The sequence below is a fragment of the Mesorhizobium sp. M0208 genome (genome assembly GCF_040322015.1).
Taxonomy (GTDB): Bacteria; Pseudomonadota; Alphaproteobacteria; order Rhizobiales; family Rhizobiaceae; genus Mesorhizobium.
The window spans coordinates 86879-107457 of sequence record NZ_JAMYSP010000008.1; the positions used below are offsets into that span (position 1 = coordinate 86879).

At 61.2% G+C, this 20579-nt stretch carries 25 protein-coding genes; 18 read left to right on the forward strand and 7 right to left on the reverse strand.

Going from position 1 to position 20579, the window contains the following annotated elements; translation table 11 throughout:
* Positions 1-73 precede the first annotated feature (73 nt).
* Genes NKJ17_RS10915 through NKJ17_RS10935 form a run of 5 tightly spaced genes read right to left on the reverse strand, consistent with a single transcriptional unit; the run spans position 74 to position 4529 of the window.
* A complete protein-coding gene (locus NKJ17_RS10915) occupies positions 74-469 on the reverse strand; it encodes a hypothetical protein (RefSeq protein WP_254817343.1) in 396 nt (131 codons plus the stop codon).
* Positions 470-514: 45 nt separating this feature from the next.
* Entirely contained in the window at positions 515-1639 is a 1125-nt protein-coding gene (dprA, locus tag NKJ17_RS10920; protein WP_352688297.1) for a DNA-processing protein DprA, read from the reverse strand.
* On the reverse strand, positions 1636-2223 hold the full coding sequence (gene plsY, locus NKJ17_RS10925) for a glycerol-3-phosphate 1-O-acyltransferase PlsY (protein ID WP_352688299.1): 588 nt from the start codon (positions 2221-2223) through the stop codon (positions 1636-1638). The genes dprA and plsY overlap by 4 nt, the downstream gene beginning before the upstream one ends.
* A gap of 57 nt (positions 2224-2280) precedes the next feature.
* Positions 2281-3567 carry a dihydroorotase gene (locus NKJ17_RS10930; protein ID WP_352688301.1) on the reverse strand — a complete coding sequence of 429 codons (1287 nt, stop codon included), beginning with the start codon at positions 3565-3567 and terminating at the stop codon, positions 2281-2283.
* Positions 3564-4529, reverse strand: coding sequence for an aspartate carbamoyltransferase catalytic subunit (locus NKJ17_RS10935; RefSeq protein WP_352688303.1), 966 nt, complete (start codon positions 4527-4529; stop codon positions 3564-3566). Before NKJ17_RS10935 ends, NKJ17_RS10930 begins: the two co-directional genes overlap by 4 nt.
* Positions 4530-4684: 155 nt before the next feature.
* Between NKJ17_RS10935 and NKJ17_RS10940 the strand changes: the two genes are divergently transcribed.
* The 8 genes from NKJ17_RS10940 (at position 4685) to NKJ17_RS10975 (ending at position 10963) form a co-directional block, all read left to right on the forward strand.
* Positions 4685-6313, forward strand: coding sequence for a DNA alkylation response protein (locus NKJ17_RS10940; RefSeq protein ID WP_352508461.1), 1629 nt, complete (start codon positions 4685-4687; stop codon positions 6311-6313).
* A 159-nt stretch (positions 6314-6472) separates the two neighbouring features.
* The gene (locus NKJ17_RS10945) at positions 6473-7027 is read left to right on the forward strand and encodes a hypothetical protein (RefSeq protein WP_352688305.1); all 555 of its coding nucleotides are present in this window, start codon (positions 6473-6475) and stop codon (positions 7025-7027) included.
* The gene (locus tag NKJ17_RS10950) at positions 7027-7338 is read left to right on the forward strand and encodes a DUF6105 family protein (protein ID WP_352478942.1); all 312 of its coding nucleotides are present in this window, start codon (positions 7027-7029) and stop codon (positions 7336-7338) included. The genes NKJ17_RS10945 and NKJ17_RS10950 overlap by 1 nt, the downstream gene beginning before the upstream one ends.
* Positions 7339-7355: 17 nt before the next feature.
* Positions 7356-7790 (forward strand): hypothetical protein, encoded by a 435-nt coding sequence (locus NKJ17_RS10955; RefSeq protein ID WP_352688307.1) that lies wholly within the window; start codon positions 7356-7358, stop codon positions 7788-7790.
* On the forward strand, positions 7775-8041 hold the full coding sequence (locus NKJ17_RS10960) for a hypothetical protein (RefSeq protein ID WP_352508463.1): 267 nt from the start codon (positions 7775-7777) through the stop codon (positions 8039-8041). Before NKJ17_RS10955 ends, NKJ17_RS10960 begins: the two co-directional genes overlap by 16 nt.
* A complete protein-coding gene (locus tag NKJ17_RS10965) occupies positions 8038-8358 on the forward strand; it encodes a hypothetical protein (protein ID WP_352508464.1) in 321 nt (106 codons plus the stop codon). Before NKJ17_RS10960 ends, NKJ17_RS10965 begins: the two co-directional genes overlap by 4 nt.
* Before the next feature lie 503 nt (positions 8359-8861).
* Positions 8862-9107 carry a hypothetical protein gene (locus NKJ17_RS10970; protein WP_352508465.1) on the forward strand — a complete coding sequence of 82 codons (246 nt, stop codon included), beginning with the start codon at positions 8862-8864 and terminating at the stop codon, positions 9105-9107.
* Positions 9104-10963 carry a hypothetical protein gene (locus tag NKJ17_RS10975; protein WP_352508466.1) on the forward strand — a complete coding sequence of 620 codons (1860 nt, stop codon included), beginning with the start codon at positions 9104-9106 and terminating at the stop codon, positions 10961-10963. Before NKJ17_RS10970 ends, NKJ17_RS10975 begins: the two co-directional genes overlap by 4 nt.
* A 276-nt stretch (positions 10964-11239) precedes the next feature.
* Here the strand turns inward: NKJ17_RS10975 and ruvX are convergent, their stop codons facing one another.
* Entirely contained in the window at positions 11240-11716 is a 477-nt protein-coding gene (gene ruvX / locus NKJ17_RS10980) for a Holliday junction resolvase RuvX (RefSeq protein ID WP_352508467.1), read from the reverse strand.
* A gap of 116 nt (positions 11717-11832) precedes the next feature.
* On the opposite strand from ruvX, the gene NKJ17_RS10985 reads away from it, so the two are divergent.
* The 6 genes from NKJ17_RS10985 (at position 11833) to NKJ17_RS11010 (ending at position 16198) form a co-directional block, all read left to right on the forward strand.
* On the forward strand, positions 11833-12540 hold the full coding sequence (locus NKJ17_RS10985; RefSeq protein WP_352508468.1) for a metal-dependent hydrolase: 708 nt from the start codon (positions 11833-11835) through the stop codon (positions 12538-12540).
* A gap of 23 nt (positions 12541-12563) precedes the next feature.
* Positions 12564-12980: a hypothetical protein gene (locus NKJ17_RS10990; RefSeq protein WP_352478939.1), complete on the forward strand. Its 417-nt coding sequence runs from the start codon at positions 12564-12566 to the stop codon at positions 12978-12980.
* A 76-nt stretch (positions 12981-13056) separates the two neighbouring features.
* Positions 13057-13344 (forward strand): Asp-tRNA(Asn)/Glu-tRNA(Gln) amidotransferase subunit GatC, encoded by a 288-nt coding sequence (gatC, locus tag NKJ17_RS10995; protein WP_352508470.1) that lies wholly within the window; start codon positions 13057-13059, stop codon positions 13342-13344.
* 7 nt (positions 13345-13351) lie between these two features.
* Positions 13352-13810 carry a GNAT family N-acetyltransferase gene (locus NKJ17_RS11000; RefSeq protein ID WP_352508471.1) on the forward strand — a complete coding sequence of 153 codons (459 nt, stop codon included), beginning with the start codon at positions 13352-13354 and terminating at the stop codon, positions 13808-13810.
* Entirely contained in the window at positions 13810-15375 is a 1566-nt protein-coding gene (locus NKJ17_RS11005; RefSeq protein ID WP_352508472.1) for an amidase, read from the forward strand. Before NKJ17_RS11000 ends, NKJ17_RS11005 begins: the two co-directional genes overlap by 1 nt.
* Before the next feature lie 28 nt (positions 15376-15403).
* A complete protein-coding gene (locus tag NKJ17_RS11010) occupies positions 15404-16198 on the forward strand; it encodes a YdcF family protein (RefSeq protein WP_352688311.1) in 795 nt (264 codons plus the stop codon).
* Here the strand turns inward: NKJ17_RS11010 and NKJ17_RS11015 are convergent.
* Complete coding sequence (locus tag NKJ17_RS11015; RefSeq protein ID WP_352508474.1) at positions 16147-16890, reverse strand: DUF599 domain-containing protein; 744 nt, start codon at positions 16888-16890, stop codon at positions 16147-16149. The genes NKJ17_RS11010 and NKJ17_RS11015 overlap by 52 nt on opposite strands.
* Positions 16891-17060: 170 nt before the next feature.
* Here NKJ17_RS11015 and NKJ17_RS11020 point away from each other — a divergent pair, with 170 nt between their 5' ends.
* The 4 genes from NKJ17_RS11020 to NKJ17_RS11035 all read left to right on the forward strand — a co-directional run bounded on the left by NKJ17_RS11020 (position 17061) and on the right by NKJ17_RS11035 (position 20538).
* The gene (locus tag NKJ17_RS11020) at positions 17061-18464 is read left to right on the forward strand and encodes an L-serine ammonia-lyase (protein ID WP_352688313.1); all 1404 of its coding nucleotides are present in this window, start codon (positions 17061-17063) and stop codon (positions 18462-18464) included.
* Between the two features lie 85 nt (positions 18465-18549).
* Positions 18550-18987 carry a DUF1489 family protein gene (locus tag NKJ17_RS11025; protein ID WP_352508476.1) on the forward strand — a complete coding sequence of 146 codons (438 nt, stop codon included), beginning with the start codon at positions 18550-18552 and terminating at the stop codon, positions 18985-18987.
* Between the two features lie 121 nt (positions 18988-19108).
* On the forward strand, positions 19109-19840 hold the full coding sequence (locus tag NKJ17_RS11030; protein WP_352508477.1) for a vWA domain-containing protein: 732 nt from the start codon (positions 19109-19111) through the stop codon (positions 19838-19840).
* Positions 19840-20538 (forward strand): DnaJ domain-containing protein, encoded by a 699-nt coding sequence (locus NKJ17_RS11035; RefSeq protein WP_254817325.1) that lies wholly within the window; start codon positions 19840-19842, stop codon positions 20536-20538. The genes NKJ17_RS11030 and NKJ17_RS11035 overlap by 1 nt, the downstream gene beginning before the upstream one ends.
* Positions 20539-20579 lie beyond the last annotated feature (41 nt).

Here is a 20579-nt window from a genome sequence, read left to right on the forward strand (position 1 = left end):
TGGGATCACGACCATGCATGCCTCAGCGTGGTGTCCTCGCCGGCTTGCAACGTTGCCGAATCACGCCTTCTAGCTAGCCGCCCGCGCCATCGTCCATCATCGTGCCGGTGAGCGCCTCATAGGCTCTGCTGCACACCTGAGAACCCGGACAATCCTTCACGATAAGTACTGGCGCCACGGTAAGAACCGCCGCGGCAAGGATTTGCAGGAAAAGACCGACGGCGCTTACCTTCCTGCCGAACGCGCCGGCCAAGAAAAAGTAGAGACCCTGGGCCATGCAGGCTGCCGTCAGAATGCCCAGAAGCGTGCTGGTCGCTCTTGCGAAGGGCGTTATGTAGCCGTCGGGAAAACCCGACATGCCGAGATCCATCGACCATTGCAGCGCCAGCATGACGCTCAGCGCTGACCAGACAAGGGCCGTCGTACGAGTGAACAGCGTCTGCTTTGGTTTGTTGCTCGGATCGGCCATCGGATCACGTCGGAATTGCTTGCCGGGACATGCGCAAGTTCTGGGTCAAATCAGTGAGACGTTGCCGCCGGCATGGCGTTCGAGCCGGGCGGCGAGGTCGAGCTCCAGCAGCACCATGAACACTTGGGCGGGATGCAGGCCGGTGTGGCGGATGATCTCGTCCACTGATACCGGCGTCGGGCCGAGCGCTTCGACGACGCGGTCGCGATCGTCCTCGCGCGGCGGCGGTGTTGCCGAAAAGTCGGGCGGCTCTTCAAGCGGCGATGTCCTTGGCGACCAGCCGCCGACCAGCGGCGCTATGGCACTGGTGATATCGGCGGCCTCGGTCACAAGGGTGGCGCCGTCCTTGAGCAGGCCATTGGCGCCGGCGGCGCGCGGATCGAGCGGTGAACCGGGAACGGCGAAAACCAGCCGCCCCATCTCGCCGGCGAGGCGGGCGCTGATCAGCGAGCCGGAGCGCTGTGCGGCCTCGACCACTACCAATCCCAATGCAGCACCGGCGACGAGCCGGTTGCGGCGCGGAAAGTCCTGTGCGCGCGGCTGCCAGCCAAACGGCATTTCGGAAATGATGGCGCCGCCATGCTCGGCGATCTCGTCGCACAGGTCGGCATTTTCGGGCGGGTAGGGCAAATCGAGGCCGCCGGCGAGCACGCCGATCGTGCCGGTCGAAAGGCTGCCCTGGTGCGCGGCTGTATCGATGCCGCGCGCCAGGCCGGAAACAATGCCATAGCCGTCGCGGCCGAGATCCGCCGCCAGCATCCGCGCCATCTTGATGCCTGCCAGCGATGCGTTGCGAGCGCCGACGATGGCGACCGCTGGCAAGCGGAACACCGCGCTGTTGCCCCTGACCGCGAGCAGCGGCGGCGGATGATCCATGCTTTTCATCAGTGGCGGATAATCCGCCTCGCCGATGCCGACGAAGCGGGCGCCGGCCCGCCGGGCCGTCTCCAACTCCGCCTCGACCTCGGCAATGGACGGGATGCGGACGATTTTTCTGGCGCCACCCGAAATCATCAGCTCGGGCAGCATCGATAACGCTGCTTCGGCCGAACCGAACCGGTTGATCAGGTCGCGAAAGGAAGCCGGGCCGACATTCGGCGTGCGGATCAGACGAAGCCAGCTCAGCCGCTGCCGGTCGCTGAGGCGCGGCCCGGCGTCGGGCTCGCTCACTCTTTGGCCCCGATCTTACCCTCGGTGCCGGCAAGCAGCCGCGCAATGTTGGCGCGGTGCTTTACGATGACGATGAGGCTCATCGCCGTGAAAAGCCCGGCAATCTGCTGGGTGCTCAGGAAATACAGGGCAACGGGCACGACGACCGCTGCCGTCAGTGCCGCAAGCGAGGAGAAGCGGAACAGGAAGGCCACCGCCAGCCAGACGACGGCGAAGATAAGCGCCACTTGCCAGGCAAGGCCGATTAGCACGCCGAGGTAAGTGGCGACGCCCTTGCCCCCCTTGAAGCCGAGCCAGACCGGAAAAAGATGACCTGAAAACGCGCCGAATCCGGCCCAAAGTCCGAGCTCGGGCGCAAAGCGGCCTGCGATCAACACCGCCGCGGTGCCCTTCAGCGCATCGAGCAGCAGCGTGGCCGCGGCCAAGCCCTTGTTGCCGGTGCGCAGCACATTGGTGGCGCCGATGTTGCCGGAGCCGATGTTGCGCACGTCGCCGAGGCCGGCGGCACGGGTTATCAGCAGGCCAAACGGGATCGAGCCGAGAAGATAGCCGAACACCAATGCCAAGACGGGACTGTAAACCATTGTTCCCCCGAACTTTCCTTGGCTGAGCGAAGTTGAAGACCTGACACCCGCTTCGTCTTAGGCCGAAAACACTGTGCGGCCCGCCACCATCGTTTGCAAGACCTTGCCTTGCAGTCGCGCGCCTTCGAAACAGGTGTTTTTCGAGCGTGAGCGGATGCCGCTCTCGCTAACGACCCATGGCTCGTCCAGATCGACGAGCGCAAGGTCGGCCAATGCCCCCGGTTTCAGCGTGCCGCCGGGCAGGCTGAACAATCTTGCCGGCGCGGTCGACAGTGTCTCGATCAGCCGCAGCAGCATCACGTCGCCATTGTGATAGAGCCGCAGCGCTGCGCCCAGCAGCGTTTCCAGCCCGATGGCGCCGGCCGCAGCATCGGCAAAGGGCAGGCGCTTGGTGTCGACGTCCTGCGGGTCGTGCGAGGAGACGATGAGGTCGATGGTGCCGTCCTTGATCGCTTCGATCATCGCCAGCCGGTCTTCCTCGGCGCGCAGCGGCGGCGTCAGCCGGAAGAAGGTGCGGTACTCGCCGACATCGTTCTCGTTGAGCGACAGATTGTGGATCGACACGCCGGATGTGACATTGGCGCCTTCGGCCTTGGCTCGCGTCACAGCAGCCGCCGCCATCGCCGTCGAGATCTTGGCCGCGTGATAGGCGCCGCCGGTCAGCCGCGCCAGCGCCAGATCGCGCTCCAGCGGGATGGATTCGGCCTCGCGCGGAATACCGGCAAGGCCGAGCCAACTTGCATATAGGCCTTCATTCATCACGCCTGACGAGGCGAGATCGGCATCCTGGGTTTCGTGGGCGATCACGCCACCGAAATCGCGCGCATAGGTCAGCGCCCGGCGCATCACCAGCGCGCTGGATATGATGTGGCGACCGTCAGTGAAGGCGACCGCGCCGGCTTCGAGGAGCAGGCCGAACTCGGTCATCTCACGGCCTTCGAGACCCTTGGTGATCGCCGCTGCCGGAAAGATGTTGACGATGGCTGTATCCTTGGCGGTGCGCAGCACAAACTCGACCAATGCGACATTGTCGATCACCGGGTCGGTATCGGGCATCATCACAATCGAGGTGACGCCGCCGGCCGCTGCCGCCACGCTGGCCGAGGCGATGGTCTCCCGGTGTTCGCCGCCCGGTTCGCCGATGAAGACACGCGCATCGATCAGGCCGGGGATGATCGCCTTGCCGGCGCACTCGATGATCGTGGCGGCTTCGGGCGCGCCCTGGTTCAAGGCCGCCTTGCCAGCGGCAACAATTTTGCGCCCTTCGACGATGACGGTGCCGATCTCATCGATGCCGCGCGATGGGTCGACGATGCGGGCGCGGCTGAAGACCGTTATGCTCATCGGCCCCGACCCTCGTGGTTTCGACGCGGGTCGAGCAGCGCTTCCATCACCGCCATGCGTACGGCGACGCCCATCTCAACCTGTTCCTGGATGACGCTTTGCGGGCCGTCGGCGATCTCCGAGGCGATCTCGACGCCGCGGTTCATCGGGCCGGGATGCATAACCAGCGCACCGTCCTTGGCCGCCTTCAGCTTCTCGGCGTCGAGGCCGAAATAGCGGAAATATTCGCGCACCGACGGTACGAAAGCGCCTTCCATGCGTTCGCGCTGCAGGCGCAGCATCATTACCACGTCGGCGTCCTTCAGACCCTCGGCCATGGAACGGGTGACGATGACGCCCATCTTCTCGATGCCGGCGGGCAAAAGCGTCGAAGGGGCGACGACCCTGACCTGGGCACCAAGCGCGTTGAGCAGGATGATATTGGAGCGGGCCACGCGCGAATGCAGGATGTCGCCGCAGATCGCCACGATCAGCTTCGACAGCGGACCCTTGGCGCGGCGGATGGTCAGTGCGTCGAGCAGCGCCTGGGTAGGGTGCTCATGGGCGCCGTCGCCGGCATTGACCACCGAGCAGCCGACTTTTTGGGCAAGAAGTGCTGCCGCGCCGGCCGATTGATGGCGGATGATCAATATGTCGGGACGCATGGCATTCAGCGTCATCGCAGTATCGATCAGCGTCTCGCCCTTTTTCACCGAAGAGCTCGCTACGGACATGTTCATGACGTCGGCGCCGAGCCGTTTGCCGGCCAGCTCGAACGACGATTGCGTACGGGTCGAGGCTTCGTAGAACAGATTGATCTGGGTGCGGCCGCGCAGCGTCGATGTCTTCTTGTCCGATTGCCGCGAGATGGCAACGGCCCGGTCCGCCCGGTCGAGCAGAAGCTCTATGTCGGCGGGGGAAAGATCGCGGATGCCCAGAAGATGGCGGTGGGGATAAAGTGGCAGGGACGATGCGTCGGTCATCTCAAGTCGCTGCTATAGGGGGGAGGCTCCGCGGCTGCAAGCATCGGCTTGGGATTGGATCGGTTCTCCCCGGGATTTTCGTCGCGCGCCGCTGGCCATAGGCTATAAACCGCCTTGGCTTTGGATTCGCAGCCTTCAGGTGATAAGGACGAAGCGTGACTGACGACGTGACCAACCAGCCGCCGCCGCTGGCCGGCGGCAACGCCTGGCGGGGCGATCCGTTGCTGATCCAGCTTGCCGAGCGCTTTTCCGATCCGGTGCGTAAGGACCTCGACGGGCTTGGCCGTTTCGTTCTGACCCATGAAGCGCAGGAACTGGCTCGTCTTGCCAATGTCGAGACGCCGAAGCTCAGGACCCATGATCGCCAGGGCCGGCGCATCGACCAGGTCGAGTTCCATCCCGCCTATCACGCGCTCATGCGCCGCTCTGTTGCCAACGGGCTGCATTCGTCGGTTTGGGAGAATGGCGACGCCGAGATCGGCCGTCGCCACCAGGTGCGCGCCGCGCGCTTTTATCTCACGGCTGAGCTCGAGACCGGGCATCTCTGCCCGATCACCATGACCAGCGCTTCGCTGGCAGCGCTGATGGCCAGCCCGAAGCTGTTTCGCGAATGGGCGCCGCGGGTGACGACGCGCAAGTACGATCAAAGCCAAAAGCCGCCGGTCGAAAAAGCAGGGCTGACACTCGGCATGGGCATGACCGAGAAGCAAGGCGGCACCGATGTCCGCTCCAACGTCACCAAGGCGGAGCGCGCCGGCAGCGGGTTTTATCGCCTGACCGGCCACAAATGGTTCATGTCGGCGCCGATGTCGGATGCCTTCCTGGTGCTCGGACAGGTGCCGGAGGGACTGTCGTGCTTTCTCGTGCCCCGCTTGCTCGGCGACGGATCCGGTAACGGCTTCCGTTTTCAACGGCTGAAGGACAAGCTCGGCAACCGCTCCAATGCCTCGTCGGAGGTGGAATTCGTCAGTGCCATCGGCGAGATGGTCGGCGAGCCCGGCGCCGGCGTGAAGACGATCATGGATATGGTGACCCTGACGCGGCTCGACTGCGCTGTCGCCTCGTCGGCGATCATGCGGGCCGGACTGGCCGAGGCTGTCCACCACACGCGCCACCGCAAGGTGTTTGGAACCAATCTGATCGAGCAGCCGCTGATGCAGCGTGTGTTGGCCGATATGGCGCTCGACGTTGCCGCCGCTACCGCGCTGTCGTTCCGGCTGGCGCGCTCCTTCGACGAGGCGGCCGGCGACCGCGGCGAGGCGGCCTTCGCCCGCGCCATGACGCCTGTCGTCAAATACTGGGTCTGCAAGATTGCGCCGCCGCTGCTCTATGAAGCGATGGAGTGCCTCGGCGGCAATGGCTATGTCGAGGAGGGGCCGCTCGCCCGCTACTATCGCGAAGCTCCGGTCAACGCGATCTGGGAAGGTTCAGGCAACGTCATGGCGCTCGACGTGTTGCGCGTGCTCGGCCGCGCGCCGGGCCTGTTCGACGACGTGCTGGCCGGCATCGACCGCGATCTAGGCGCCGGCGGACGCGGCACCGTCGGCGTGCTCAAGGCGGCAATGCAGGTCGCAGCAACCGACGAGGGCTCGGCGCGGCTGTTGACCGAGCAATTGGCATTGTCGGCGGCGGCGGCAGAGCTTCGCAGGCTGGGGGCAGGGCGGATCGCCGACGCCTTCGTGGAAACGCGCCTCGCCGGCCAGTGGCGCAATACCTATGGCATGATCGATTCGCGCCATGATGCCCGCATGATCATCGATACGCTCTACCCGCCGATCAACTAGGTGCCGTCGCCAAACTCGCTGCCGCTCTCGCGCCCCTGTGGATGGCCGTTAACCTTAACGAATGGTTTCCGTTGCGGCGGCCGGTGGCAAAGCCCAATGTTATGGTTAAGGCAAGGACTGTTCAGCTTGAGCGGCTTTGCCCTGCGAAGCGGGAGCGTCATGCGGCATATTCTGAGCTCTTTTCTGGCATTGCATTGGGCGGCCGTTTTCGCCCTGCTGGCGTTCATCTGCATCGACGGGAATCGAGGCGTGGCGACGGCCCTTGGCGTACTGGGCGTTCCCGTCCAGAACACTCGATTTGCCGATCTCGAAAACGCCGTCGTCGTGGCACCGCTCGCCGTGGCACTGCTTGTCGTCGCGGTGTTGTTCTGCTGGGCCTTTGTTGAAGCACTGACCAGCCACGCGACCAACCCGGATCCTGCCGACAGCGTCGTGCGGATCGCCTTCATCTCCGCCTTGGGCGTGCTGTCGCTGATAGTCATCGGCGGCGCCGCGCAAGGCATCAATGGGCTGTTCATGGTTGTTGCGGTGCAATTGGCGGCACCTCTGGCGTCCTATGTCGCGATGCTCGCCGAGCGGCGGTCGGCCGTTGCCGCGGCAGTTCCAGGGACCGGCGACATCCGAGCGGCCGCGCATGTCATGGCCAAGGCAGCGGCGCATAATTCCTCGCTTGCCCGCATTTCCGGCCGGCTGGATTCGAGGGACGACCGCTGATGCGCACCTTGTTCGCGCTTTGGGCGGCTCCGCTCCTCTTGTTTTGGGGCTGGTTCTTTCTGTCGCTCAACGACATCAATTTCGGCTACGTCATGCTGAGCCGTCAATTGCACGATCTCGTCTTCCAGCTCTATGGACAGATGCTCGGCGTCGATCCGGCACTCATTCCGGGCATGGTGGCGAAAGCTTGCGTGTTCGATGGGCTGCTGCTGACGGGGTTCTGGGCATTTCGCCGCCGCAAGGCAATTGGTGGCTGGATCACGGCGATGCGCAACCGCTATTTCGACCAGGCATCGACGCCGAGCACCTGAAGCATATGCATGAGGCTTTGAAAAATATACCCGCTCGAATCCTCGACGTAGCGATTGGGGCGCTAACCCAAGCTAATCAACATGCGGTTTATTACGATCCTGGCATGGATCACTGGACCGATATGTCTGTTCTAAACGCCGCCATGGCCGGCGAATTGTTCATCAAAGCGATCGTAGCAAAGGAGCATCCGCTCCTAATATTTCGCGACCTATTTCAACTCGACGACCCGGTCAATCAAGATTTAAAAATCGAACATATCATCGAGAAGGGAAAGACCTACAATTTTGAACATCTTGCAAAACTGCTCTGGGTAGCTACCGGCGAACGCCTTCCCGACTTGGATAGCTTTGAAAAGTTGCGCAAAGCGCGCAATGCTATCCAGCATTTTTGCTCGCCTGGCGAGAACGTGGACCTTCGTAGGCTCGCGCTAAGTTCTTGTACAAGAATATAAATCCACTCATAAACAAACATTTTGGTCTGTGCGCTGTCGAACATCACGAAGATCACAGTGTTGGCTACGACTATGTCGTTGACTGCGTCATCGGCCACGAACTGCTTTTCTCAATTCCCGATAAATTCGAGGTTACTGAGATCGATCTAGCTGAAGCAATTGACGGCACGAGCCAGGAGTACCGCAAAGTGCTCAAGGCACATTTCGCGGCCAGTGGGCTGAACCTGGAGGAGATAGCTCGACGCTCATGAGCAAAAGGGCACCACTTGATGCTCAAGGCTTTCGCACGATTGTTGCGCAGGAAGAGGACATCAACGCCGAACGAATTCACTATTGCTACCAAATTGGTTCCACGTTCGTGCATCTCTCTCTGATGGAGGATGCCATCATCAATGCGATGTCGATTTGTGGCCGGATTAAGGTGTCGAAGCTCCTCGGAGCCGATAGCGCCGCGTGGGAACTGATCCAGAAGCGAGACCAGCTTCAAAGCTCGACCCTAGGAAATCTTATCACGACCTTGTCGAAGCATGGGGTGGCACATGCAGGTATCGCATACCTCAATGGGTGAAATCGAAACGCGACTTCTTCGTTCACCGCCTCTTCAATGAGGGCGCGTGGCCGGGAGAGCTAGGCTTTCGGGCCCTTCAACGGCAGTGTCGAATGCTCCTTTTTCTAGACTAGAGGCCATTTTCGCACGCGCAAGCCAAAAAATCTGGAAGATTTTTAGCCGTGCGAATCTGATGGAGTATGTCGATCTCGGCCCTGATGGAGCTCTCTTGATACCAACAGATTTGGCCAAGAAGCTTCAAAGCTAGCTTTCTCAGCAAAGAATCCCGGTCGGACGGGGCACGCAGCAACGTGCGACAATACAAACATCGCAATCCGTGTTTCGCGATATGGAATTCTCCAGCATGCCAAGGCGCGCCAAGCGATAGGGGTCACGCATCTCCGCCACTTAGCATTTTCCGTAATTCATGATGTGAATATCATCGTGAAATTCATGAAAATATGTTTGACTTTTGCCGAGCGTCTTGGCTATCTGATATTCATCGGATGTATGCGGAGGAAGATTTGGCAGGAAAAAATGAGAAACGTGAAAATTTTGTAAGACTGGCGGAAGGGCGTACCCAGCTTGCGCTGGACGCTATCAGGAAAATCGGCAATCTTTCGAACAGTCGAGCGTACGAATACACGGATGCTGATGTTAAAACGATCGTCAAAGCCTTGCGTGACGCGACGACGGAAATAGAGCGAAAATTCAGTTCCACCACAGGTGAGACTTTCAACAAGTTCAAGCTCAAGGGGCAACCGCAGTGAAAGCCGAACCGCTTAACATCAACGACAAACGGTTCCTTATTAATCGCCTGATTGAACAGGCGCCTGTCAGCACCCTAATTCGAGAGTTCTTCAAGAACGCAGATGAAAGCGCGGCGCTGGCACCGGTCGGAAATCGGCGCATCGAGATTTATCCTGTCGAGATCGATAGAGTGCGCAAATTAGCCTTCTGGAATACCGGTCCTGGCATGGACGGTGCGGAGCTTAAGAGGGCGACCGACCTATCCTCATCGATCGGCAAGGACATGGCTCTTGATGCCAATTTTGGGATCGGAGCCAAAGTGTCCGGACTGACGATGTCTAAGGCCGGGATCAGATATCGTTCATGCAAGAACGGCTCAGTGTCCGAAATAACCATCGGCTACGACAAGGAAGAAGGCACATATGTCCGCTTCCCTGCGATGCTGCCGGACGGCAGTTACGATACCGTCTATGACGTCACTGCGGCGGCTGTCGCCGAAGGCAGACAAACGCAATACGACTGGACCGAAGTGATTCTTTTCGGTGAAAGCGAGGATCATGACACCGTCGCGGAACCTTTGGGCAGAGGAAAATCTGTCGATCGCAGCTATGTACCAAGTACCATCTTTCGTCGCTTCGCCGCCTTCTCCGAGGGAGTTGAAGTTCGCATCGACGTCGCGATGACCAAAGGAGGCGGCAAAGATGAAACTGGCAAATACCGGCAACTCAGACCACTCGCGGACGTTCTCGATAAGCTGCCCAATAGCCAGCGCGTCCACGACGCTGACACCGGCCTGACTATCCATTACATTCACGACCCGAAGCACCCGATGTCGAGTCATTCGCTCAGTGCTCGAGCCAATCCGGCAACCTCGTCCACCACCTTCTGCGCGGTGGTGCATAAGAGCGAACGCTATGACATCAAAACCAGCAAAGCTTGGTCAGCAGCAGCACCGAAATTCGGTATCCCGTTTGGCTCGAAGGTGCTTACGGTTGAAATCGAAATCCCTGACACGATGGCGCTTTCCAACCAATATCGCGATGGGCTCATGTGGCCCAAAGACCGTGCACCACTGACCGCAGAAGACTTTGTCGACTATGTCCGGGAGTTGATGCCGGATTGGGTGAAAGATGTCATTCGATCCGAGTCACCGGAATCCGATGACAATCTGGATGACATCCAAACCGACCTCCAAAAACTTTTAGATGAGTTTCGCGTGCCTACGGTGGCGTTCAAACCTTCTAGAAACTTTAGCGCGTTGAACATGGAAAGCCACTTTGAGGGTAGCGACGCAAGCGAGCGCGTAGATATCGACCAAGATCTTCCTGGGAACACTGAATTCATCGGCCCCGATGAGCCGACTGGCCGCAGTGGTGCACGTGCTACGCAGGAAAAAGTTCGCAAAGCACCAGCCGGTTCTAAGCCCTCCAAAGCGATGCAGGCGCTGGAGCGCGTGCCCACCATCACGATCCTGTTAGACCCCGATGAGATTTCGGACAAGGGCGTAAAAGGCCGTGCTGGACGATACTACAGCGAATCTCAAACGCTCTTTGTCAATGGCCTGTACCCAATCATAGAACGTATGGCCGCCGATTTGGAACGGGAACTCGTAGGCACGGGGGAGCCCGAGGTTGTGCGATCGGAATGCCTCCGTGCAGCACGCCGATCAGCGGCGTTTCGCGTCGGGAAAGTGACTTGCTACGCCATCAGCAAGCGTCTTTCTGACGACTGGTCGGCCGACGATCTTGAAGGGGCAACATCTCCCGAATCTCTTTCAATGGCGGCGGACGATTACAAGCAAGGTCTACAAACAGCCAAAAAATTGGCGCGCGAAATGATTAAAGCTTCCAAGCTCGAAAGGGTTGATGCAGCGTGACGGGCCACTGATGTGCACGGAGGAGCCTTTTCCCGATTGCGCCAATCGCACCGCGGCAGGTAAGCGATGATGACGGCTTCAGAAGATCAATACAGAGGGCATTTCAAGATTGGCAGGTGCAATCTTCCAGACAAGTTGACAACTTGTCGGCCCTCAGTCGCGTCGAAGTCCTTTCGGAAAAATTCGTTCATATTCGCGACGAACAGATACGGGCCATCCTTGGCGTGTCGAAGGGTGGTGAAAAACTAGCGATCTGCGAAGCAATTGGTCTTGGCGTTAAGGGTTTGCAAGCAGGCTCTGAAGCCGGTCGAGAACACCCTGTAGGATGAAGGCCGCAGCTGCCGAATCGATCTTGCCGGCGCGTTTCTTGCGGGAAAAATCCATCTCGATCAACGTCCGCTCGGCCGCCACCGTCGACAGCCTCTCGTCCCAGAAGACGAAGGGCAGATCGGTCAATCCAGCCATATTGCGCACGAAAGCGCGGGATTTTTGGGCGCGCGCGCCTTCCGAGCCGTCCATATTGATGGGGAGGCCGATCACCACGGCGCCGGCATTTTCCTTCTGTAGCAGAGCGAGCAGCACTGCGGCATCGAGCGAGAATTTCCTGCGCATGATGACAGCGCGCGGGTGGGCGAAGGACAAGCCGCGATCGGAAACCGCCACGCCGATCGTCTTATCGCCGAGGTCGAGACCGGCCAGGGTCTTGCCGCCGCCGAGCCGGGCCGGCAACTCCTCGATGGTGATGATGCCCAATGGCTTTTCCTTTGACCGCGACGCCGCACGTCCTATACGCGCAAAGCGTGCGCGGCACTTTAATTTCGCCGTCGGCGTTCTATCCTCTACCGAAGCAAAAATCGAGGAAAGCATTGATGAAACTGACCTGGTACGGACATTCGGCATTCCGAATCGAAATCGAAGGCGCGAAAATCCTCATCGACCCCTATCTGGTCGGTAATCCGTCGTGGACGGGTGGGTGGGAAGGGCCGGCCGAAGGGGTCACGCACGTGTTGCTCACCCATGGCCACAGCGACCACATCAGCGGCGCCATCGAAGTGCTCAAGAAGAGCGGCGCGATGCTGGTCGCCAATTTCGAGATTTGCATGTACCTGGTCGGCAAGGGCGTCGGTAACAAGCAGATCAATCCCGGCAATATCGGCGGTACGGTCGATTGCAGCGGCTTCACCACCACCTTCGTTCAGGCTCTGCATTCATCGTCGTTTCCGGGCGAGGGCGGCCAGAATACCTATCTCGGCAATCCGGGCGGGCTTGTCCTGCACTTCCCCGAGGACAAGACGCTTTATCACATGGGCGACACCGACATCTTTTCCGACATGGCCCTGATCAACGAGTTGCATGAACCGAAGATCGGCATCGTGCCGATCGGCGATCGCTTCACCATGGGCGGCGCGGTGGCAGCCCTTGCCTGCCAGCGTTTCTTCAAGTTCGAGACGGTCGTTCCCGCTCACTTCGGCACATTTCCGATGATAGATCAGACCGCCGACAAATTCGTGGCCGGGCTGGACGGATCGGGTGTGAAAGTGGCGTTGCCGAAGATCGGCGAGACGATTACGCTGTAGCGACAGCGAACCGGAATGACGACATGGATCTGAGAAACTCTCTTTGCATTTCCATGCTGGTTGCCGCGTCGCCGGCGCTGGCCGCCGAGGATTTCATCAACGGGGTCTATCTGCAATCGGAGGATCTCTGCGCGCAGGCCAAAAAGGATACGCTGCAGACGGTGATCGAGGGCGGCAATATCGTGCTGTCGGCAAATGGGCTGGAAAGCATCGAATATAATTGTGAATTCCTGCAGATCACCAAAGCGACACGCTCACCAAGCTGGGCGGTGACCGCTATATGCCAGGAGCCGGGCTACGTCTTTCCCGATGTTCTCTCACTGACACAGATGAGCCCGAAGCAGATCGACCTGGTATCGGTACGGCCTGCCGCCGACGAAGGCGAGCAGAGCGGTAACGGCGGCAGTTATTTCCTCTGCGACGGCGTCACGATGCCATAGGGCAGTTGTCGGCACGATGCATGTTGCGCGGCACGCGCTGCGCCGCTATAGCGCTGGTTTTCCCCGAGGCACAAACATGTCCGTTGATATAAAAACCGTGAAGCGCGTCGCGCACCTTGCCCGTATTGCGGTGAGCGAGGAGGATGCAGAGCGTATGACCGGCGAATTGAACGCCATTTTGGGCTTTGTCGAGCAGTTGAATGAGGTCGATGTTTCCAGCGTCGAGCCGATGACCTCGGTCACGCCGATGGCAATGAAAAAGCGCCAGGACGTCGTCACCGACGGCGGCAAGGCAGCTGACATCGTCGCCAACGCGCCAGCGACCGACGAGAATTTCTTCCTTGTGCCGAAGGTCGTGGAGTAGCAGGCCGATGGCAATCGACATCGCCGCTGAGACGCCGCTGCAGGACGATGTGCGTGGGCTGGTCGAAGAGCTGAACGCCACATTGCTGGAGCTGACGCCGCCGGAGCATTGCTATCATTTGACCGTCGAGCAGATGGCGGATCGCGACACGACCGTTTTCATCGCCCGCGATGACGGCCTTGCCATCGCTTGCGGCGCACTGAAGCGCCACGATGCTGTGGTCGGCGAGGTCAAGCGAATGTATACGCGACCTTCGCATCGCGGCCGCAAGATCGGCGCGAAGATTGTCGAGCGTATCGAGGCGCTGGCGCGCCAAGAAGGGCTTAAGCGTCTGGTGCTGGAGACGGGGGACCGTCATCCCGCCGCCTGGACCGTCTACGAACGCGCCGGTTTTTCCCGCTGCGGCCCGGTACTGGATTATCCCGATTCCGAGTGGTCGGTATTTTACGAAAAGAGCCTTGCCTGATGACCGACCTGACCCAACTGACGATTTCGCAGGCCCGCGCCAAATTGCGTTCCAGGGAGATCACCGCCACCGAAGTCACCGAGGCCTATCTATCGGCGATCGAGCGAGCCAATCCGGCGCTCAATGCCTATGTCGTGGTCACCGACGACAAGGCGCGCGACATGGCCAAGGCCTCCGACGCGAAATTGGCCAAGGGCGAGGGCGGGTCGCTCGAGGGTATCCCGCTCGGCATCAAGGATTTGTTCGGCACCGAAGGCGTCCACACCCAGGCCTGCAGCCATGTGCTAGACGGCTTCATGCCGCGCTACGAATCGACGGTCACGGCCAATCTGTGGGCGGATGGCGCCGTCATGCTCGGCAAGCTCAACATGGACGAGTTCGCCATGGGCTCGTCCAACGAGACCTCGTATTATGGGCCCGTGATCAACCCGTGGCGGCGTTCGCGCCTCGACACGGTGGTGATGCCGACGACACATCAGGGCGAGGGTGGCTTCGTTTCGGCGTGCGGCACCAGGACCGCGCGCACGTTGGACAATGCCCAACTGGTGCCGGGCGGTTCGTCCGGTGGATCGGCATCAGCCGTCTCGGCCTTCCTGTGCGCAGGCGCCACCGCCACCGACACCGGCGGCTCGATCCGCCAGCCCGCCGCCTTCACTGGCACAGTCGGCATCAAGCCGACCTATGGCCGCTGCTCGCGCTGGGGGATCGTAGCGTTCGCCTCGTCGCTCGACCAGGCCGGGCCGATCGCGCGCGACGTCCGCGATGCCGCGATCCTGTTGAAGTCGATGGCTTCGGTCGACCCGAAGGACACGACGTCCGTCGACCTGCCGGTGCCGGACTACGAGGCGGCGATCGGCCGCCCGATCAAGGGCATGAAGGTCGGCATCCCCAAGGAATATAGAGTCGACGGCATGCCCGCGGAGATCGAGGCGCTGTGGCAGAAAGGCATTGCCTGGCTGCGGGATGCCGGCGCCGAGATCGTCGATATCTCGCTGCCGCACACCAAATACGCGCTGCCGGCCTATTACATCGTGGCGCCTGCCGAAGCCTCGTCCAACCTCGCCCGTTACGACGGGGTCCGCTATGGGTTGCGCGTGCCCGGCAAGGACATTGTCGACATGTATGAAAAGACCCGCGCCGCCGGCTTCGGGCGCGAGGTCAAGCGCCGCATCATGATCGGCACCTATGTGCTTTCCGCCGGCTACTACGATGCCTACTATCTACAGGCGCAGAAGGTTCGAACCCTGATCAAGCGCGACTTCGAAAATGTGTTCGCCGCAGGCGTCGACGTCATCCTGACGCCGGCAACGCCTTCCGCCGCCTTCGGCATCGCCGACGAGGACATGGCCGCCGACCCGGTCAAGATGTATCTCAACGACATTTTTACGGTGACAGTGAACATGGCCGGCCTGCCCGGCATAGCGGTTCCGGCTGGGCTCGACGCCAAGGGGCTGCCGCTCGGCCTGCAGCTGATCGGCCGGCCCTTCGACGAGGAAACGCTGTTCCAGACCGCCCATGTCATCGAACAGGCGGCCGGCACATTTCAGCCGGATAAATGGTGGTAGGATCGTTTCTCATCTGAGGGGGTGAGGGATGTTCTTCTATGTCTCCAAGATTCTCTGGTTCTTCGTTCAGCCGTTGAATCTCGCGATCTTCCTGCTGCTGGCGGGGCTGGTCGCGGCGATGTTCGGCCGGCGGCGATTGGCGGCCGTTGGCAGCACTCTTGCCTTCCTCATCCTTGTTGTTGCGACATGGAGCCCGCTCGGCCCCATGATGCTAAATCCGCTGGAGGAGCGCTTCCCCAGGCCGCCGCTGCCGGAAAAGGTCGACGGTATCATAGTGCTTGGCGGCAGTCTGGATGGTGCCGTCAATCTGGTGCGTGGCAGCTATGAAATGAACTCCAGTGGCGACCGGATGGTCGAGGCGGCCGTGCTGGCGCGGCGGTTTCCGACAGCGAAAGTCGTTATCTCCGGTGGCAGCATCGAAATCTTCCGCGGAGGCGAAGGCGATGCAGATACCGCACCGCGTCTTTTTGCCGCTCTCGGCGTGGCGGCCGATCGGCTGATCCTCGAGAGCAAATCCCGCAACACCTACGAGAACGCTGTCTTTACCAGGGAACTGGTGATGCCGAAACCAGGCGAGACCTGGTTGCTGGTGACCTCGGCCTTCCACATGCCACGCGCCAAGGCGCTGTTCGACAAAGCCGGCTTTTCGACCATTCCGTGGCCAGTCGACTATCGCACCTCCGGTAGGGAAGGCATCGCCACGTTCCCCTATCCCGGCGACTGGCTGGAGGTCACCACTGTTGCGATCCGCGAATGGATAGGGCTCACCGCCTACTGGCTGTCGGGCCGCATCGATCGGCCTTTTCCCGGGCCGGGCGGCTGACCGAGCACCGCCTGCCGCGCCGCCGAGAAAAACTGGCGGCGCACCAGCACCGCCAGCAGCAGCAGCGTCGAAAGCACGAAAACGGCGGGATCGACGAACCAGCCAAGATAGCCAATCGAGAAGAACACGCCGCGCAGGCCCGAATTGAAATGCTTCCCGGCCAGCATGTTCATGCGCGCCGCACGCCAGACTGCCGTTTCGGTGACCGGATTGCGCGACGCCTCGCCATGCGGAATCGGCACGGCGCCGATCAGGATCGAGCAATAGTTGAACAGCCGGTAAGCCCAGCCGAACTTGAAGAAGGAAAAGGCCAGGATCAGCACCAGGCCGAACACCTTCGTCTGGAACGCCGCGCGTGAGGACGTGGCGCCAAGCGGCAGGTCACTCAGCACGGTCAGAACCTGGTCGGAGGCGCCGAGCAAAGCAAAACAGCCGCCGATCGCAATCAGCGAACTGGAGGCAAAGAAGGCGGTTCCCTGCTGCAGGCCGCTCATGATGGCGGTGTCGACGATGCGGATCTCGCGCTCGGCCATGGTCCGCATCCAGGCCTCGCGCTGCGCGTTCATCGCCCTCGTCAGCGAGACGCGGCTGACCAGCATTCCGTCCGCGGCGAGCGTATGCAGCACCCACGCGGCAAGGAAGAACCCCAGCGCCGCAAGGTCGGCCATCGATAGATGAAAGGAATCGCTCATGCGTTGCTTTTACCACAGGCGGAGGGGACGCTTCGATGGCCGAAGCTGGAATGTCGCTGCCGGAGCAAACAAGGTCGGCAGGTGCAGCGCCGCAATCTTCAAAACAGCGGACAACACCATGGGAATTCCTATATGTAGACCTCAACAAGGTCCCAGGAGAAAACGCCCACGTGTTCCTTTCGGTTTTCGACCTGTTCAAGATCGGCATCGGCCCATCGAGTTCGCACACGATGGGGCCGATGACGGCTGCACGGCGGTTTCTCGACGAGATTGCGGGAGACGACTGGCCGCGCCCGGCCGGCGCCAAGGTCGACCGGATCGCGGCCAGCCTGCATGGCTCGCTCGCCTATACCGGCATCGGCCATGGCTCCGATCGTGCCGTGGTGCTCGGCCTCGCCGGCCAGACGCCGCAGACGGTGGATCCCGACCAGGCGGACGGCATCGTCGCTCGCATCGCCGCCGAGAAGCGGATCTCGCCGCCCGGCCATCCGTCCTATCGTTTCGACCCGGCAATGGATCTGGTGCTGGATCGCAAGACGCCGCTGCCGGGTCACGCCAATGGCATGGCCTTCTCTGCCTATGACGCCGGCGACCGGTTGCTGCTGAGGCGCGTCTATTATTCGATCGGCGGCGGCTTCGTAGTGTCCGAGGAGGAACTGCAGCGGATGAAAGCAAGGGGCTCGGCGACAACCGAAGGCAAGAAGGTTCCGTATCCGTTCAAGAACGCCGTCGAAATGCTGTCCATGGCAGCGAAAAGCGGGCTTTCCATTGCCGAGATGAAGCGCGTCAACGAGGAGACGCAGATGTCGCGCGAGGAGCTCGACGCCGGCCTCGACGGCATCTGGAGCGCCATGAAGGGCTGCATCGAGCGCGGCCTGTCGCAAGGCGGCATCATGCCGGGCGGACTCAAGGTGCGCCGCCGTGCCCGGATGCTGCACGACAAGCTGCAGGAGCAATGGCAGCAGAACCGGCCCAACCCGCTGCTCGCCAACGACTGGCTGTCGATCTATGCGATGGCGGTCAATGAGGAGAACGCCGCCGGCGGCCGTGTCGTCACCGCGCCAACCAATGGGGCGGCCGGCACTCTGCCCGCAGTGCTGCGCTACTGGTTGCATTTCCATCCAGAAGCCGACCAGCCCAGCATACGCGATTTCCTGCTGACGGCGGCGGCCGTCGGCGGCATCATCAAAACCAATGCTTCGATCTCGGGGGCGGAAGTCGGCTGCCAGGGCGAGGTCGGTTCGGCTTCGGCAATGGCTGCGGCGGGATTGTGCGCCGTCATGGGCGGCACGCCCGAGCAGGTCGAGAACGCTGCCGAGATCGCGTTGGAACATCATCTCGGCATGACCTGCGATCCGGTCGGCGGGCTGGTGCAGGTGCCGTGTATCGAGCGCAATGCGCTTGGTGCCGTCAAGGCGGTGACCGCCGCTTCGCTGGCCATCAAGGGCGACGGCGTTCATTTCGTGCCGCTCGATGCCGCGATCGAGACGATGCGCCAGACCGGCCTCGACATGAACGAAAAGTACAAGGAAACCAGCCTTGGCGGATTGGCAGTCAATGTCGTGGAGTGCTGAGAGCCAATCTGGTGGCCTGGACCACCACTGTGGAGAAGTCGATCAGGCCGTTGACGCGTTCGCGTGCTGGACTAAACCTTAAACGATGTCTCTCAATCTCATAAAGCTTTGCGTCGGCTGTGACAGCGTCGAGGATCTGGAAGAGTGGATTGCCTTCCGTCTCGACGAGCGGCGCCGCGCCGGCGAACCGGCCGAGCACTACCACACCACCCGCATGGTGCCGACACGCGGCGTCGAGATTACCGACGGCGGCTCGCTCTACTGGGTGATCAAGGGCAATGTCCAATGCCGCCAGCTGATCACCGAAATCCGCCCCTTCACCGATGACGAGGGCATCGGCCGTTGCCATCTGATCCTCGATCCCGACGTCGTGCGCACTGACTGGCAACCGCGCCGTGCATTCCAGGGATGGCGCTACCTGAAGCAGGCGGACGCGCCGGCCGATCTCGGCAAGGGCAAAGCCGGGCTGATCGAGATGCCGCCGAAGCTCAGGCGAGAGCTTGCCGATCTCGGCCTGCTCTGACGCCGAGAACCGCAACGCCAAGACCGCCAGCCGAAGTGCTTGTCCGCAATTGCATCATCGGTCCTCCAGGTCGCCTCATCTGGGCTTGCAAGCCGGGGAACAACGCCACATCTTGAATGTCATGAGCGACAAGAAGCAGCCCGTGCCTGCAAGGGCCAATCCTGCACCGGTCGAGTCTCAATCGAGCACCGGCGAGATCGACGCGTTTCTCCGTCAGGCAAGGACGCTCGCTGCATCCGCCACCGGGTCAGGCAGGCTGATCCTGTCCCTCGACGCGACGATGAGCCGCCAGCCGACCTGGGATCTCGCCTGTGCGCTGCAGGCCGAGATGTTCGACGCCGTCGGCAAGGCCGGGGCGCTCAAGGTTCAACTTGTCTATTTTCGCGGCCTTGGCGAGTGCCGCTCCTCCGCATTCGTCACCGATACCGAAGCTCTGAAGCAGCTGATGACGCGCATCGACTGCCGCAGCGGCCATACCCAGATCGGCAAGGTGCTCGCCCATGCCCTGAAACAGACGGCGGCGGCCAAGGTCAACGCGCTGGTCTATATCGGCGACGCGATGGAAGAAAACATAGATGATCTGGCCGAAAAGGCCGGCAGCCTCGGTCTGCACGGCGTTCCTGTCTTCGTCTTTCAGGAGGGCGATGATGCCGCCGCGGAAAAGGCGTTCAAGGAGATTGCGCGGCTGTCGAAAGGGGCCTGGTTCCGCTTCGATCGGCGGGCTGCCGCAACCTTGGCCGGCCTGCTTTCGTCCGTCGCCGTGTTTGCGACCGGCGGGCTGAAAGCACTGGAGGCCCGGGGCAGACCGGAAGACCGGCTGATGATCGAGCATATGCGGGGCGGCGGAAACTGATGAGCGCAATTATCGCTTTTGTAGCGTTGCTTCTAGTGCTTCTCGGCATGCTCACCATCTTCCTGCGCGCCGATGCGGCGAAGCTTGCAGGCGGCATGAGAACGCTTGGACCTGTACTGCTCGGGCTGGTCGGCGTCGCCGTGCTGCTGGTCGGGCGCGAGGGCATCGGCGGCTTGATCCTGTCGGTTGCGCTCGCCTGGTACGGCTCCATGCGCATGAATCGGCCGGCGGCAAAACTGGCACAAGGCAAGCGTTCGACAGTTCGTACCGCGGCGCTTGAAATGGAACTCGATCACGATACCGGCGGCCTCGAAGGCCTCGTGCTGGCCGGGCGCCATGAAGGCAAGATGCTTGGCTCGATGGGGCGTGCCGAATTGCAGCAACTCTATCGCGAACTCTCCGGCGATCCGGAGAGCCGCCAATTGCTAGAGACGTATCTTGACGGCAGATTTCCCATCTGGCGCAAAGACGCTGATGCGAATGACGGCGAAGGGCTGGGTGTTGCGCCAGGTTCTGGCGCCATGACTAAGGAGGAGGCCTACAAGATCCTTGGTCTTGAAGCGGGGGCTGCCGCGGCGGATGTCCGCAAGGCGCACCGCCGCCTGATGCAGCGCCTGCACCCCGATATCGGTGGCACGTCTTTCCTGGCGGCGCGGATCAATGAAGCCAAGGACGTCTTGCTCTCCAATCACAACTAGTCTCCTTCGACGCAGAACTTTCGGGAAAGATATCGTTTCGC

Coding starts and splice junctions, on each gene's coding strand:
- NKJ17_RS11010 (WP_352688311.1), top strand. CDS start 15,404: ATGTTCTTCTATGTCTCCAAGATTCTCTGGTTCTTCGTTCAGCCGTTG.
- NKJ17_RS10930 (WP_352688301.1), bottom strand. CDS start 3,567: ATGAGCATAACGGTCTTCAGCCGCGCCCGCATCGTCGACCCATCGCGC.
- NKJ17_RS11030 (WP_352508477.1), top strand. CDS start 19,109: ATGAGCGACAAGAAGCAGCCCGTGCCTGCAAGGGCCAATCCTGCACCG.
- gatC (WP_352508470.1), top strand. CDS start 13,057: ATGTCCGTTGATATAAAAACCGTGAAGCGCGTCGCGCACCTTGCCCGT.
- NKJ17_RS10965 (WP_352508464.1), top strand. CDS start 8,038: ATGAGCAAAAGGGCACCACTTGATGCTCAAGGCTTTCGCACGATTGTT.
- NKJ17_RS11015 (WP_352508474.1), bottom strand. CDS start 16,890: ATGAGCGATTCCTTTCATCTATCGATGGCCGACCTTGCGGCGCTGGGG.
- NKJ17_RS10990 (WP_352478939.1), top strand. CDS start 12,564: ATGGATCTGAGAAACTCTCTTTGCATTTCCATGCTGGTTGCCGCGTCG.
- NKJ17_RS11000 (WP_352508471.1), top strand. CDS start 13,352: ATGGCAATCGACATCGCCGCTGAGACGCCGCTGCAGGACGATGTGCGT.
- NKJ17_RS10950 (WP_352478942.1), top strand. CDS start 7,027: ATGCGCACCTTGTTCGCGCTTTGGGCGGCTCCGCTCCTCTTGTTTTGG.
- NKJ17_RS11035 (WP_254817325.1), top strand. CDS start 19,840: ATGAGCGCAATTATCGCTTTTGTAGCGTTGCTTCTAGTGCTTCTCGGC.
- NKJ17_RS10915 (WP_254817343.1), bottom strand. CDS start 469: ATGGCCGATCCGAGCAACAAACCAAAGCAGACGCTGTTCACTCGTACG.
- plsY (WP_352688299.1), bottom strand. CDS start 2,223: ATGGTTTACAGTCCCGTCTTGGCATTGGTGTTCGGCTATCTTCTCGGC.
- NKJ17_RS10945 (WP_352688305.1), top strand. CDS start 6,473: ATGCGGCATATTCTGAGCTCTTTTCTGGCATTGCATTGGGCGGCCGTT.
- NKJ17_RS11005 (WP_352508472.1), top strand. CDS start 13,810: ATGACCGACCTGACCCAACTGACGATTTCGCAGGCCCGCGCCAAATTG.
- NKJ17_RS11025 (WP_352508476.1), top strand. CDS start 18,550: ATGTCTCTCAATCTCATAAAGCTTTGCGTCGGCTGTGACAGCGTCGAG.
- NKJ17_RS10985 (WP_352508468.1), top strand. CDS start 11,833: ATGAAACTGACCTGGTACGGACATTCGGCATTCCGAATCGAAATCGAA.
- NKJ17_RS10935 (WP_352688303.1), bottom strand. CDS start 4,529: ATGACCGACGCATCGTCCCTGCCACTTTATCCCCACCGCCATCTTCTG.